This window comes from Planctobacterium marinum (assembly GCF_036322805.1).
Lineage (GTDB): Bacteria > Pseudomonadota > Gammaproteobacteria > Enterobacterales > Alteromonadaceae > Planctobacterium > Planctobacterium marinum_A.
Genome location: NZ_AP027272.1, coordinates 1,599,194 through 1,612,164, shown reverse-complemented (window position 1 = coordinate 1,612,164; position 12,971 = coordinate 1,599,194). Strand labels below are relative to the sequence as shown.

Below are 12,971 nucleotides of genomic sequence, written 5' to 3'. Positions count from 1 at the left end.
CCGTATTATAAAAAAGACTGAGTTTTGAGACAGTCGGCCCACAGCTGAGCAATGATCACATCAGCGTTTTGCTGATCGGCTTCAGCGTGGAAATTCAATAAAATGCGGTGGCGTAATACGCCCGCAGCCACAGCCTGTAGATCATCCAGAGTAACGGCAAAACGCCCAGCAATCAGTGCTTTCGCTTTAGCACACAAAACCAGCGCCTGTCCCGCTCGAGGGCCAGCTCCCCAGATAACATACTTTTTAATCAGGTCATTGTCGCTCTCAACAGGTCGGGTATTACGCACCAAGGTTACGGCAAATTCCAACAGCTCAGGGGCAATCACCACTTCTTTTACAAGCTGCTGCAATTCGATAATCTGTGCAGAATTTAACAGGGTATTGAGTTGTGCTGAGTAGTTACCCGTGGTTCGCTCTAGCACTTGCAACTCCTCCTCAGCACTGGGGTAATCCACCTTCACTAACATCAAGAAGCGATCAAGTTGGGCTTCTGGTAGCGGATAGGTGCCCGATTGCTCTACCGGATTTTGGGTGGCCAATACGAAAAAGGGGTCTGGTAATGGATAGCGTTTACCCGCATAAGTCACCTGTTTCTCTTGCATAGCTTCCAATAGCGCCGCCTGAGTCTTAGGTGGTGTACGGTTGATTTCATCGGCCAATAAAAAATGGGTAAACACCGGCCCTTTAATAAAGCTAAACTCTCGTTTACCAGTGGCGTGAATTTCCTCTAATAGTTCGGTGCCCACGATATCGCTGGGCATCAAATCCGGGGTAAATTGCAAGCGGTGAAAGCTCTGCTCCAGGGTTTCCGCAAGTGAGGAGGCCAGTAATGTTTTAGCAAGGCCAGGTGCGCCTTCTAGCAGACAATGACCGCGCGCCAGCAAACAAATCAACACCTGCTCAATGACTTCCTTCTGGCCGACGATTCGTTTACCAATCTCTTCTACCACTAATTGCAAGCTTTCCAGCGCTTTATTTTCGAGCGCATTATTATTATTGTTCATGTTAATTGTTCCTTATGCGGTCAGTGCATACATCACCACGTTGACGGCAAAGCGAGTGTTGTCCACCCGCAACCAGCGTTTATTGCGAAAGTCATAATCCCATTCGCAGCCATAATCTTTGTTGCTATACAGCACGGCTATTTTGCCGTTGACCACGATGGCTTTCAGATATTCATGCACCAGGTCGTCTCCCCAACCGTTGAGTTCATAGGAGGTTCGGGGGGGCCATCAAACTCAAAAAAGCTGGAATACAAGGCGTGATCATTGGGGATTTTTTGCAGTGCTTGCTCACCAAAAATATCCGCCATTTGCTGCTCAAAACTGCGGGCAAACAAACCATCAATATCGTGATTACAATCATCCACAAATACGAAGCCACCGCTTTTAACGTACTGTTCAAAGTTATTGCGCTCTTCCAGATTGAACTGCACCAGCTTATGGCCTGCCATATAACAAAACGGACTGTTGAGCATACGCGGATCGGCAAGCGGTAATACCCGTTCAGTAAGATCCACCCGCAAGTGCGTGTACTCAATCAAAGAGTTTAATATGTTGGCTGGCGTGCGCTCGTCTACGTCCCAATTGCCCGATTCGTAACTGAGTCGGGTAAAGTAAAAATCGTAGTCGTCAGCGAAACTGATACCGCTCAAAGCAGAAGCGGCCGGTATGGCCGCTAACTGTTGCAAAAAGCGTCGTCGCTTAAATTGCATAATACTCTTACACAGCGTCTGACAAGCTACTGAAGGTAAAGTCGCGGATCTTCATAGGCGGTATTAAACCACCATTGATACGCACGGGTTTACCCATGGCTTCGATGTTGTTCAACATGATGATGGGGCTTTCGTTGAAGCGGAAGTTTTTCACCGGGTATTTAATTTCGCCGTTCTCCACATAGAAAGTACCGTCACGGGTTAAACCTGTGTACATCAGGGATTGCGGATCTAACTGGCGGATGTACCACAAACGCGTTACTAAAATCCCTTTACGGGTGTTTTTGATCATCTCCTCCAGTGACTCATTGCCACCTTCCATAATGATTTGGGTATTGCCACCAAAAATACCACCGCCCGTGTAATGGGTAGGTTTGTACTGGGTACCGGTTTTCTGTGCCCAATAACGAGAATTAGGCATGTTTTTCACCACACCTTTTTCGATCCACATGGTCTTATCACAAGCATGGCCGTCTGCTGCAAATGGAGCGGTGGGCACTTCAGGGTTTTGCGGGTCACTGTACAGGGTTACGCGCTCGTCAAACATCTTTTCCCCCAGTTTATTGAGCGGTCCACCTTCCTTGCGATCCTGCGGTTTAATGCTTAAAAAGCTACGGCCTTCATCGGCACTGCGCTGATCCATGGAATTAAACATATTAGTGATCAGCTGCACGGTCGCAGCAGGCTCCAGGATCACCGTGTACTTACCGGGTTCCATTTCTTTGGCATCCACTGAGCCCTTGGCCTTTTTGATGGCAATGCTGGTAGCCGATTTGGTATCAAGCCTGGATGAGTCAGTAAAATCACGGGTTACCCAGCCAGAACCTTTACCGTCTTCAGTACGCAGAGTCGCCGTAAAATCGATGTTGGTATTGGTATCGTAAGCAAATAAACCTTTATTGTTCATGATGGCGATGAAAGATTCGCTGTCATTAATGAACCCTGATACCACCAGCTTGTCTTTTTTAGACAAAGAAATACTATCGTTAGCCATGCTGGCGCGATTATCCGGTGTAATGGCCGCCGTGGTAGCGGAATGACCATTCACCTTTTTGTATTTCTGTGCCTCTAAAACTGGCATATATTCCGGGTTTTCCGGAGCCAGCTTAGCCAGTTCTTCAGAACGACGAACCACCTTTTTTAACGATGCATCATCAAATTCGTTAATGGTAGCCACACCACTTTTCTTGCCAAAGGATGACTGTACTACCAATGTTACGTCACTGACTTCACCGGAGGTACTCACGGTATTTCTGGCATAACGGATGTTACCTTCCAGACTGCCAGACAAGTTGCACTCGCACTCATCGGCTTTGGAGAAGGACAGTACTTTGACCAATAATTCTTTTGCTTCTTTTTCGCTGATAATAGCCATTTTAATAAATTCCTCTTTTCCTGTTGCCAGTGCTTACACTTTACGCGCCGTATTAATAACGTTGACATTGTTGAAACGGGTGGTGGGACAGCCGTGGGATACAGCGCTCACCTGAGAGGGTTGACCTTTACCGTCGAAGAAAGAACCACCCAGGCGATAGTCTGAAACGCCAGCCATTTGCGTACAGCTGTTCCAGAACTCCTGAGTGTTAGATTGATAAGCAACATCTTCAATTTGGTCAGTGATCTTGCCATCTTTGATTTCGTAAAACAGCTGACCACCAAACTGGAAGTTGTAACGCTGCTGGTCGATGGAGAACGAACCACGCCCTGCGATATAAATACCATCTTCCACATCCTTGATAACGTCTTCCGCAGAAATATCTTCTTTGTTGGGACGCAGTGAAACGTTGGGCATGCGCTGGAATTGCACGTCAGCCCAGCTTTGGGAATAACAACAACCGTGAGATTCTTTTTGATCTATCATGTGTACCTGGTCACGAGTTGCCTGGTAGTTAACCAGAATACCGTCTTTCACCAGATCCCATTCTTTGGTTTTAACCCCTTCGTCGTCGTAGCCCACGTAACCTAATGAGCCGGGCTGAGTTTTATCAGCAAACAAGTTGACAATGTCAGAGCCGTACTGGAACTTGCCTGAGCGCCACTTATCCAGGGTGGCAAAACTGGTGCCCGCAAAGTTGGCTTCATAGCCTAAGACCCTATCTAATTCCAATGGGTGACCCACAGATTCATGGATGGTTAACATCAGGTGAGCAGGATCTAATACCAGGTCATATTTACCTGGCTCAACGGATTTCGCCTTCAATTTAGCCTTCAGCTGTTTACCCGCCTCGGCGGCATCTTCCAGCATGTCGTAGGAGTTTTTGTAACCAATATTGGCGCCTTGAACGCGGATTTTATCTTCTGCTTTACCATCCAGGTATTCAAAGCCCATACCTACAGGGTTGCCCAGGCTGTTACGGGTTTTAAAGCCGCCCTCGCCTACAGCTGTGGCAAAAAACGGTGCCCACAAACGATGCACATCCTGATCGATGTAAGAGCCATCACTGGAAGCAAAGTATTTTTGTTCGTTTACCAGGAACAAAATGGAGGTGATGTAGTTGGCACCATTGGCCATAGCGGCATCATTAACAGACAACAACAAGTCAACTTTGTCTTTGATGGGAATTTCGATGGCGTTTTTCTTGATGGGAGTTTGCCAGGATACTTCGCCTACGCCTTTTACTGGTGCCAGTTTTACCGGCTCATCCTGGAATTTCGAATTGGCTTTAGCCACGGCACAGGCTTGCTCTGCCGTTTTAGCGACTGAATCGGGATCCATTCTGGAACTGGCTGCAAACCCCCAGGTGCCGTTGACGATAACGCGAATTCCCACACCCGCTGATTCGGTGTTGACGATATTGTCTACGTTTTTCTCACGCGTGGTCACAAACTGATTCAAATAGCGACCAATGCGCACATCGCAATAGCTGGCCCCTTTGGCTTTCGCAGCATTCAGTGCTATATCGGCAAGACGCTTTTTAAATTGCACGTCCATCGGTTTATCCAGCAGTTGCTCTTCGGCCACCACATTACCCATTACAGGTAACATCAGGGCGCCAGTACCCACACCGGCGATTTTTACAAATTCCCGTCTGTCCATCTCCAACCTCGTTGTCGTTAAGTGTTATTATTGGATTTATTAGAGCTTGAGAGACTGTCAGGATTACCCCTTGCCGTCAACTGCACGCGTTTCAAAGGGCAAAGGTTAATATTTTCAAAATGTTTCGGGCTGAAATGAACTGTGCCTGAACATAAAAGCCACAGTCGTAATTTGTTACGTTTTGCAGGCCGGTGTGCGATAAACCTGGTGCAGCAAATAAAGGCCAATGATACCGTCCACACCCCCACAAAAAAGCGGCCACCAGCGTGGCATGCCCGGATTGATGAAAAGCTCATCATGGGACAGGTCGTAACCCGCGTGGAGCAAATATCCTACAGCAAGTATCATTGCAGCCAAAGTGGGCTTCACTCTCAAAGCCAGGGCGACAAGCAGAAAGAACAGGATGCTCACCCCCACCTCTTTTACCAATACCGAACCATCCGGTACAAACAGCGCAAACGCGAAGTAGTACAGAGGAAATGTTGCCAACAACCAAGCGTAGTAGCGCATTTGTTGTTGCCCTTTGAAGCGATTGAATCGCCAGATTACAAAGGTTGAAATAATCAACGCCAGGCTAACCGCAATTGTATTGATGCCCATTTGGCAATCAGTCCCTCAAGTGTAGCTATTAAATCACTCTGCAATTTAATGCCTAATTAAACCAGTTTAAAGGGCTTGTAGTACCATGTTGATTCTGGGTGCCCACATCATTAAAGCCGCGGAAACGACCCCAATCAGGGTGATCAGTGCACCAACAAACATGACGCTAGTTGCCCACCAGATAGGTTTGCTGTGCTTTTGTTTTTTACTCCAGAAATACAGCTCTGCCAAGGCCATTGGCAACAAATAACACGCAAAAGACAGCATGATATCAGCAGGACCATCAAGGGTTGAATTATTGCCATTAGGTCCTTGATTCACCATATACCAGCCCATCAGATAGAGGCGAAACGTCCACACCGCATTCACCAATAAAAAACTGTGCACGGCCCAACGCATGTGTAAATCAAAACGTTTATTAATGGCGTGTTTCCAGGCAAAAAATATAGCAACTGGGATCAGAATACCGTTTAAAGTAATCCCCAATGAGCCAATATCGCTTAACCTGAAGCCAGCTCCCCATTGCAGATACAAACCGGTAAGTGCGCCGGAAATTCCCAAGGTGAAAAATATCCGACCGTTCCAACGATGAAAAGCGCGATAGTTATTGCGTAGCGCAGGTATCAGTTGGGTGCATCCCAAAATTGACAGATAAGCCGCTGGGATCACATGTAAAAAAGCAAAAGCGAGATCCACACCATCTGCCTTTTTAAAACTCTGGGCCGGGACAACATTGCCAAGCTCAATACCAACAAATTGCGAAACCACATAAACCAACAAGATATAAAGAGCAAAAGCCCATTGCCCGGTTAGCGCAATAACAAACCAACTTTTTACACTCAAATCTAAAGCGGCATTGGCTTTTTTTGTGCTTTTAAATGCGGTTTGCATCTGTGTTTCGGATAGTTGTCGCGTTGAATTCATTTTCATTTGCCCTCGTTCTAAATAGAGGAGGTATTTTGCTTTTTTGGGGACGGAGTTCTCGCCGTTTTTAAAATCTGGAGCACAAAAAAGACGTAATTTGTTGCAAACAGTCGTTTGCCTGAAATTTAAACAACCGTTATCATACCGCCTCCAGAGCACAGGTATTATGGCACCATGGATTCACTGACCATCATTCAGCTAATATTGTTAGGCACCACTCTAAGTTTGTTGCTGGCACAAACTACCGTTAAGCAAAAACAAACAATGCATTTATTATTTGCCCTGTTTTGTGGCTCTGTGGCTATGGCAACGGCACAAAAATTGTCAGTGGGAGCGATTGGTAGTTATGGTTATTTGTTGGGCATGGGTGCTTGTGCTACCTGCAACGCTTATTGGTTACTGGCTCGCTCACTATTCCGAAAACAACAGGCACTGGCCCTTCATCACATCATTTTCGCCGTGGCACTCGGTTTGCTTATCATGCTGAAACAAGGTTATTTGTTTGTCGATGGTATCTGGCAGTTTAATAACGTCGTAGAACCTTTTGCAGTGGGTATCTTAGGGGAGCTAACCTTGATGTTCTCTTCCTGTGTTTTACTGCTCACCATATGGGAAGGTTTGAACGGCTTTCAGCAAGCTAATAAAACCGAAAAACGGCAACGCATTCTATTCCTTTTCACCATTATTAGCGCAATCGTTATTTGCAAAACGGTGCTATCTTCGGCCAACTTCAGTGCTCAAACCAACCAGCTAGTGGTGGCATGTGTCAGCATCTGGGTGATCTTAACCACACAAGGTTTGATATATTGGATTCATCAATCTCGTAATACCGCCAGCGAAGCCAACCATCAAGAAGACGAGCATTCTGCTAACCAACGGGTACTTGATAAAATCGCGGCCCGGTTACAGGCCTTGGTAGTTGATGAACAACAATACTTAAAATCGGGACTTAAAGTTGCGGATCTGGCCAGGCAACTCAATGTCTCGGAATATTTAATTGGTAGAGCCATCAAAGCGAAATTTCCGGACAAAAATTTCAATCAATATATCAACCAATTACGCGTGGAGCACGCCAAAGAATTATTGCTTGCCACAGACAAACAACACTGGCCTGTTTTAGTTGTGGGGCTGGAGAGTGGTTTTGCTTCTGTGGGTCCTTTCAACCGTGCCTTCAAAACTCAAACAGGCTTAACGCCCAATCAATACCGACAACAAGGTGAAGTTCAGGCTCCCCTGAAGTGTGGTTAAAGGAAAGTCTGTTTCACAACCATTTCACGCCATAAACCGCAAACTGGTGCCTCAAAAACACAATGAGGCATTCCATGTATTTAAAACCAACCAAACTGGCAGCGCTGGTACTGACATGCAGTGTGCAATGTACCGCAGCATTTTCCAATACCCATGAATTTAAAGACAATTCACTACATTCAGAATTACAGCAAACAGCTGAGTTGAACCAGGATTTCAGCAAGCCGGAAGTACTGAAGCGCACTGTTGAGCAAGCCATTACGCAGTTCAGTGCAAGCAATCGCACCAACTGGAGTTACACCCTGAGCAAATATGAAGACGAAGAAGGCGATATAACCAGCAGTATCGAGCAACACAATGCCCTCGCGGCAAAAGGACAACGTTGGGCCTTATTGCAAATCGACGGTGACAAGCCGAGTACCAGAGAGCAAGAGCGTTATCAGAAGAAAAAGGCCAAAAAAGACAAGCAAAAACAGGAACAAAGCTACTCGTTTCGTTTGGCAGAAATTATCAAAATGGAAACCTTACAGCTAGTATCAATATCGTCTGATCGGCTAAAAATGAGTTTTGAGGTCAATCTGAGCCAATTTGGTGAAGAGGCTTCCAGTAAGCTACAAGGTATTTTGCATTACGACTTAATTGACAAATATATCGAGGGTATTGAAATCAGCAATACGGACAGCTTCTCTCCGATGTTTAGTGCCGACATTACCAAGCTGTTATTGGAAATGCACTTTATTAAAATCCAAGATAGCGTTTTACCCGCCAAAAATCGTATGGTACTGCAAGGAACTTGGGCATTTTTTACTGAAATCAATGAAGTATCAGAGGCCACTTACAGTAATTATGAGGTGCCGGAAGAATTGGCCAAGAACATAACTCGTGGTGTCGAGGGCACTGAAGTGGCGACACCGGGCCACAACTGATCAGCAGAACACCACGGTTACCGTGGTGCCTTTCTGGCTTTCTACCGCCAGGCTCCACCCTTGATGCTCGCACAACCGTTTGACAATAGAGAGGCCAAAACCAAAGCCGGTACTTTGCGTACCTTTTACCCCCACTTCCATGATCTTATCCGATATCTCTAGTTCAATTCCCGGCCCAGAGTCCTGAATGTGTAAGCTGCCCTGCTGCCACCAGAGTCGCACCGTTCCTTCACTTGTATATTGGAAGGCATTGCTGAGCAAATTATCCAACAACACCTTTAACATTTCCGGCGTGGCCAACACTTCAACAGCGCAACTCTCACTCAGGTCAATTTCGACATTCTTGCCTTCTAACAACAAACGATTATCCAGGATTGCCGTTTCCAACAAGGGCATGAGTTTAATCGTCTGCTTCGGCGAGGTGTTGTGTTCATCTCTTGCCAAAACCAGCAATGCTTGTACGGTTTTTTGCATTTGAGTCGCGGCATCGTAAATGCGATTTAATATCGCGCTGTTGTGTTCATCTTGCGCATTTTTGCTGCGGTACAATTCAACCGCGTTTTTAATTACCGCCAGCGGTGTGCGCAACTCATGACTGGCATCGCGAGTGAAGCACTTTTCTCGTTGTAATGCCTCGCCAATGCGGCCTAGCGTGTGCTCCAGGGTGCTGGCTAACAAACCCACCTCGTCATTGGGAAAACGAGCCGCAAATTTATCGGGTATTTGCTCAGGAGCCACGCCGTCCACAAGTCGGACCAGCTGCTGCAAAGGTTTGGTGGTTTTTCGGGCCAACAACCAGGCAATAAAACAAGCCACAAGCGTCACAATTAAAGTGCTAATAAGCAAAAATATGATCACGCCACTTTTAATTTTTCGCACCTGAAGCTCAGCGCTCACCTCCGCTAACAAGTAAACCCCCGGATAAGCTTCAAGTTCATAGGCGTGGTAGTGCTTGCCCTGCTCACCATAAAACTCGCTGCGCTGTGGCTCTTGTAAGGCAATGTCTCGGATATCATCGGGAAAGCTCTGTTTTGACTGATGCAAAGACATTGTGCTGGTTCTGGGCTCAGGCCAACTACCTGAAGCCTGATATTCGGCTTCCAGATAGCGTGCCTCTCGGGCGATATTTTTTACAATAAAGCCATCCTCCACCACGTAGAGAAACAAGAATGACAACATGCCAAAAAACAGCGACAAAGCCACCGTCATCAAACAAAATTGCACAACGATGCGCTGACTTAAACTGCGGTATTTAGGCGTTTTAGATTTCATCTCAGCTCTGCTTTTTATCATCGATATCCAAGGTAAAGCCAACACCAAATACGGTTTTCAACAAAGGGGTATCAAAAGGCTTGTCCAGAACGTTGCGCAACTGATAAATGTGGGAGCGCAATGCATCAGATTCGGTAGGCTCATCACCCCAGAGTTTATGACTCAACTCAGTGCGACTCACCACTTGCGGAAACGCATCCATCAAAATCGTTAAGATGCGATAGCCCATACTACTCAAATTCAGTTGAGTGCCCTCCCTGGTAACCGTTTTGCGTTTGCGATTAAGCTGCAATGGCCCGAGGTTCACGCAATCCTGAACATGCAGTTGATGACGTCGTGTTAATGCCAGACAGCGTACCTCCAACTCCTCCAGAGAAAATGGCTTAGTCAGGTAATCGTCGGTGCCACTGTGAAAGCCAGAGACCTTATCGTCAATACTGTCTCGTGCGGTGAGCATTAAAACAGGAATGTGACGCTCGGCATTGCTCCTGATTTGCTGACAAACATCCAAACCGTCCATGCCAGGCAAGTTTAAGTCCAGTATGATTACGTCATAATAATTTTCCAGAGCCAGCTGCAGTCCTTGATCCCCGGTTGCTGCAAAATCAAACACGTAACCTTTTGCTTCCATATATTCGGCAATATTAGAGGCAATAGACAGCTGATCTTCCACTAACAATACATGCATGGCCGGGGATGATGTCATGGGTTCCTTCACTTATTAACTACTGGTGGTCAAATTGCTCAACATCTTCTCAGCAGGTTCAAAATCAGGGTGCTGAGCCAGGATGGCATGTAATGTGGCAACCGCTTTTTTGTAGTCACCCAGTTTATGTTGAGTTTCTGCTATTTGCATATCCAGCCTTGGATTGTTAATACTTTTCTGTGCCAACTGCATCAGGGCCAGAGCTTGCTGTAACTGCTGATCCGATTGTGCAACATTGAGATAATAGTAGCCGTACATACCAGCAAGGGGAATATGATAATATTCTTTATCCGCTGCCATCGCATTCAATGCACTTGATTCTCCAGATAAAAATGCCGCGATCTGGGCCATGGTTCTGTCATCGCGAAACGACAATGCATTAACCTTATTCACCCCAAGCGCCTTAACCATTTCTAATGCCACATCCACTGTCGAAGACGGATTCTGTCCGGTGATCAAGCGAGTATCGCTAGCGACATGGCTCAACATGATATCAGAAGACTGAAAGCGACCACCTCGCTCTGTCAACTTATCTTGTAACAAGAAATCAAACTCGGGCAGCCATTTTTTGCCAAATAGCTGCTCCTCGTGGTTGGTGAATCCGTTCACCGCTTTACCTGCTACCAGGTAACTTCCATCAGTGAGCTTCACATCCACCAGCGCAGCAGGACCGTGGCAAACCGCAGCCACCACTCCCTGGCGCTCGTAGATATCCGCAATAAATGCTTGTAATTGTTGGTCTTTTGGTAAATCGAACATGGCGCCTTTACCGCCCACCACAAACACCCCATGGTAATTTTCAACATCAATAGAGGCAGTTGATAGGGTATTTTCCAGCTTAGCCATAATGGCTTTGTCTGCCAGCACGCGAGCGTTAAAAGGTTTCTCCGGGTCGTATTTATCAGCCTGCACCGCACCGCCTTTGGGGCTGGCAATATCTACGGCAATACCGTTTTCTTTAAACACCAGGTAAGCTTTTGAAAATTCATCAAACTCGTAACCGGGACGCTCTTCCTGGGTCACCTGCCCCGCCTGGTCAGCCACTTCATGTTGACCATAGCCACTCAACACCAGCAAAACCTGTTTTTGGTTTTCTTCAGCTGTGACTAGTGCCGTTGTACTCAACGTCAAACAACACAAAATTAATCGAAAACTGTGTTTAAGTAGTCTCATTTCCACTCTCCTTTAATTTGAGAGTGCAAGATACTTAATAAGGCGTGAAACAGATGTGAAAACAGCAAAATTACGGCTTATTAACCGAAGATAAATGCGACGAGTGACACCCTAAAAAGAACCAGTCGGATGCTGAAAGCACCCGGCATTAATAATTGTGAAACAACCGTTCGATGAACGCTCACTAACGATTAAATTCAACCTTCATAACCCCACCTTTATACAGCCCCAGATAAAGTGTATCCACAGACTGAGAGCGGTGCTCTGTTAAACTATATACCCCACCTAAAAGCTCGGCATCGTCATACTGAAAAGACTGCCATGTCTGCCCTGAATCTCGACTGACTTCCACTATCAACGGCTGTGGACTTTCATAATTCTTATCCCAGCCCGCGGTGTAAAAGGTTTCCTCGTCCTCAGAAAACAGCGCGAAATCAAAATAAAATCGATAGTTATCGTTAACATGCAAGGGATGCCAGTTTTCTCCAGCATCGTCACTGTAGACGATACCACCTTCGCCTTTCACATAAACTCTGTTCTGGAATAGGTCAGAATACGCAAAGCCATAAACACTGCTGGGTACAGGTAGTACATCGTCAATATTGGATACTTCAAACAGTGACAGTTCGGTCTCTGAGTAACGTCTTAACACCGGATTTTCGAATGCCCTCTAGCCGCCGTACCAAACGAACTCATCGGTTGTATTTCTTGCCAGTAATGACGTGCCCCGGGCAAAACCATTTCAACTACCCACTAATTTTTGCCATGTCCGTCCTAAATCATCCGACACCGCCAAAGCATCATGGCCACTTCCGTAGAATTTCTCCCCTTGGTAAAGCAATCTGAATGCCGGCTCAACACTCTCACCTTTTGGCGCTTCGTTGTACTGGCTAAAGCCTCCCGGTACCTCAAGCCAAGAGGCTCCGCCATCAATACTCTCACTGATATGGTTAGCACCCCGGCTTTGATAGCTCAGAATAAAATGAAGATCATCAACAATTGCCATTGTTCCTGTTCATCCAAACGATATATGCCCTGATCAGTAGCCGCAATCAACTCGTCATTGTGTAAAACCAGTCTTTTTATAACGTGCTCGTTTAACCCTATGTGAGTAAACTCAGGTGTTGGATCAACCGGAGTCGGATCTACAGGTGTGGGCTCAGAAGTAACGCTTTTGTCACTACCACAAGCACTGAGCATAAGTACTGCGCATAAAAGTGAAAGAGTCCCCTTCAGGTGGGTTCCAGGAAGATATTGCTGTGCATTGCAAAATTGAAATATAGAGCGCATTGATTAAATTCCCTTTTGGCTTTTTTGTTGGGATGGCTTTACACTTAAGGTTAATTAATTACACCAAATGTGATAATA

General features: G+C 46.2%; 13 protein-coding genes and 1 pseudogene. 2 read left to right on the top strand and 12 right to left on the bottom strand.

Annotated elements, in window-relative coordinates:
* Positions 1-5 precede the first annotated feature (5 nt).
* The 6 genes and pseudogenes from AABA75_RS07205 to AABA75_RS07180 all read right to left on the bottom strand — a co-directional run bounded on the left by AABA75_RS07205 (position 6) and on the right by AABA75_RS07180 (position 6,284).
* Positions 6-1,007: an AAA family ATPase gene (locus tag AABA75_RS07205; protein WP_338291905.1), complete on the bottom strand. Its 1,002-nt coding sequence runs from the start codon at positions 1,005-1,007 to the stop codon at positions 6-8.
* Between the two features lie 12 nt (positions 1,008-1,019).
* A pseudogene (locus AABA75_RS07200) lies at positions 1,020-1,717 on the bottom strand (DUF4159 domain-containing protein).
* 7 nt (positions 1,718-1,724) lie between these two features.
* Positions 1,725-3,092, bottom strand: coding sequence for a TldD/PmbA family protein (locus AABA75_RS07195; RefSeq protein WP_338291904.1), 1,368 nt, complete (start codon positions 3,090-3,092; stop codon positions 1,725-1,727).
* Between the two features lie 33 nt (positions 3,093-3,125).
* Positions 3,126-4,754 (bottom strand): TldD/PmbA family protein, encoded by a 1,629-nt coding sequence (locus AABA75_RS07190; RefSeq protein WP_338291903.1) that lies wholly within the window; start codon positions 4,752-4,754, stop codon positions 3,126-3,128.
* A gap of 174 nt (positions 4,755-4,928) precedes the next feature.
* On the bottom strand, positions 4,929-5,354 hold the full coding sequence (locus tag AABA75_RS07185) for a hypothetical protein (RefSeq protein ID WP_338291902.1): 426 nt from the start codon (positions 5,352-5,354) through the stop codon (positions 4,929-4,931).
* A 66-nt stretch (positions 5,355-5,420) separates the two neighbouring features.
* Positions 5,421-6,284 (bottom strand): DUF2306 domain-containing protein, encoded by an 864-nt coding sequence (locus AABA75_RS07180; RefSeq protein ID WP_338291901.1) that lies wholly within the window; start codon positions 6,282-6,284, stop codon positions 5,421-5,423.
* A gap of 168 nt (positions 6,285-6,452) precedes the next feature.
* Between AABA75_RS07180 and AABA75_RS07175 the strand changes: the two genes are divergently transcribed.
* On the top strand, positions 6,453-7,526 hold the full coding sequence (locus AABA75_RS07175; RefSeq protein ID WP_338291899.1) for a helix-turn-helix domain-containing protein: 1,074 nt from the start codon (positions 6,453-6,455) through the stop codon (positions 7,524-7,526).
* 74 nt (positions 7,527-7,600) lie between these two features.
* Positions 7,601-8,452: a hypothetical protein gene (locus tag AABA75_RS07170; protein ID WP_338291898.1), complete on the top strand. Its 852-nt coding sequence runs from the start codon at positions 7,601-7,603 to the stop codon at positions 8,450-8,452.
* Here AABA75_RS07170 and AABA75_RS07165 read toward each other — a convergent pair whose 3' ends face one another.
* From AABA75_RS07165 to AABA75_RS07140, 6 genes are all read right to left on the bottom strand, one after another.
* A complete protein-coding gene (locus AABA75_RS07165) occupies positions 8,453-9,724 on the bottom strand; it encodes a sensor histidine kinase (protein ID WP_338291897.1) in 1,272 nt (423 codons plus the stop codon).
* 1 nt (position 9,725) lies between these two features.
* A complete protein-coding gene (locus AABA75_RS07160) occupies positions 9,726-10,430 on the bottom strand; it encodes a response regulator transcription factor (RefSeq protein WP_338291896.1) in 705 nt (234 codons plus the stop codon).
* 15 nt (positions 10,431-10,445) lie between these two features.
* Positions 10,446-11,603 (bottom strand): DJ-1/PfpI family protein, encoded by a 1,158-nt coding sequence (locus tag AABA75_RS07155; protein ID WP_338291895.1) that lies wholly within the window; start codon positions 11,601-11,603, stop codon positions 10,446-10,448.
* A 184-nt stretch (positions 11,604-11,787) separates the two neighbouring features.
* Positions 11,788-12,255, bottom strand: coding sequence for a hypothetical protein (locus tag AABA75_RS07150; RefSeq protein ID WP_338291894.1), 468 nt, complete (start codon positions 12,253-12,255; stop codon positions 11,788-11,790).
* A gap of 90 nt (positions 12,256-12,345) precedes the next feature.
* On the bottom strand, positions 12,346-12,609 hold the full coding sequence (locus tag AABA75_RS07145) for a hypothetical protein (RefSeq protein WP_338291893.1): 264 nt from the start codon (positions 12,607-12,609) through the stop codon (positions 12,346-12,348).
* On the bottom strand, positions 12,576-12,893 hold the full coding sequence (locus tag AABA75_RS07140; protein ID WP_338291892.1) for a hypothetical protein: 318 nt from the start codon (positions 12,891-12,893) through the stop codon (positions 12,576-12,578). The genes AABA75_RS07145 and AABA75_RS07140 overlap by 34 nt, the downstream gene beginning before the upstream one ends.
* Positions 12,894-12,971 lie beyond the last annotated feature (78 nt).

What these genes read in the sequence shown, in the direction of transcription:
- AABA75_RS07205 (WP_338291905.1), bottom strand. Translation starts at nt 1,007, where the DNA reads ATGAACAATAATAATAATGCGCTCGAAAATAAAGCGCTGGAAAGCTTG.
- AABA75_RS07195 (WP_338291904.1), bottom strand. Translation starts at nt 3,092, where the DNA reads ATGGCTATTATCAGCGAAAAAGAAGCAAAAGAATTATTGGTCAAAGTA.
- AABA75_RS07190 (WP_338291903.1), bottom strand. Translation starts at nt 4,754, where the DNA reads ATGGACAGACGGGAATTTGTAAAAATCGCCGGTGTGGGTACTGGCGCC.
- AABA75_RS07185 (WP_338291902.1), bottom strand. Translation starts at nt 5,354, where the DNA reads ATGGGCATCAATACAATTGCGGTTAGCCTGGCGTTGATTATTTCAACC.
- AABA75_RS07180 (WP_338291901.1), bottom strand. Translation starts at nt 6,284, where the DNA reads ATGAAAATGAATTCAACGCGACAACTATCCGAAACACAGATGCAAACC.
- AABA75_RS07175 (WP_338291899.1), top strand. Translation starts at nt 6,453, where the DNA reads ATGGATTCACTGACCATCATTCAGCTAATATTGTTAGGCACCACTCTA.
- AABA75_RS07170 (WP_338291898.1), top strand. Translation starts at nt 7,601, where the DNA reads ATGTATTTAAAACCAACCAAACTGGCAGCGCTGGTACTGACATGCAGT.
- AABA75_RS07165 (WP_338291897.1), bottom strand. Translation starts at nt 9,724, where the DNA reads ATGAAATCTAAAACGCCTAAATACCGCAGTTTAAGTCAGCGCATCGTT.
- AABA75_RS07160 (WP_338291896.1), bottom strand. Translation starts at nt 10,430, where the DNA reads ATGACATCATCCCCGGCCATGCATGTATTGTTAGTGGAAGATCAGCTG.
- AABA75_RS07155 (WP_338291895.1), bottom strand. Translation starts at nt 11,603, where the DNA reads ATGAGACTACTTAAACACAGTTTTCGATTAATTTTGTGTTGTTTGACG.
- AABA75_RS07145 (WP_338291893.1), bottom strand. Translation starts at nt 12,609, where the DNA reads ATGGCAATTGTTGATGATCTTCATTTTATTCTGAGCTATCAAAGCCGG.
- AABA75_RS07140 (WP_338291892.1), bottom strand. Translation starts at nt 12,893, where the DNA reads ATGCGCTCTATATTTCAATTTTGCAATGCACAGCAATATCTTCCTGGA.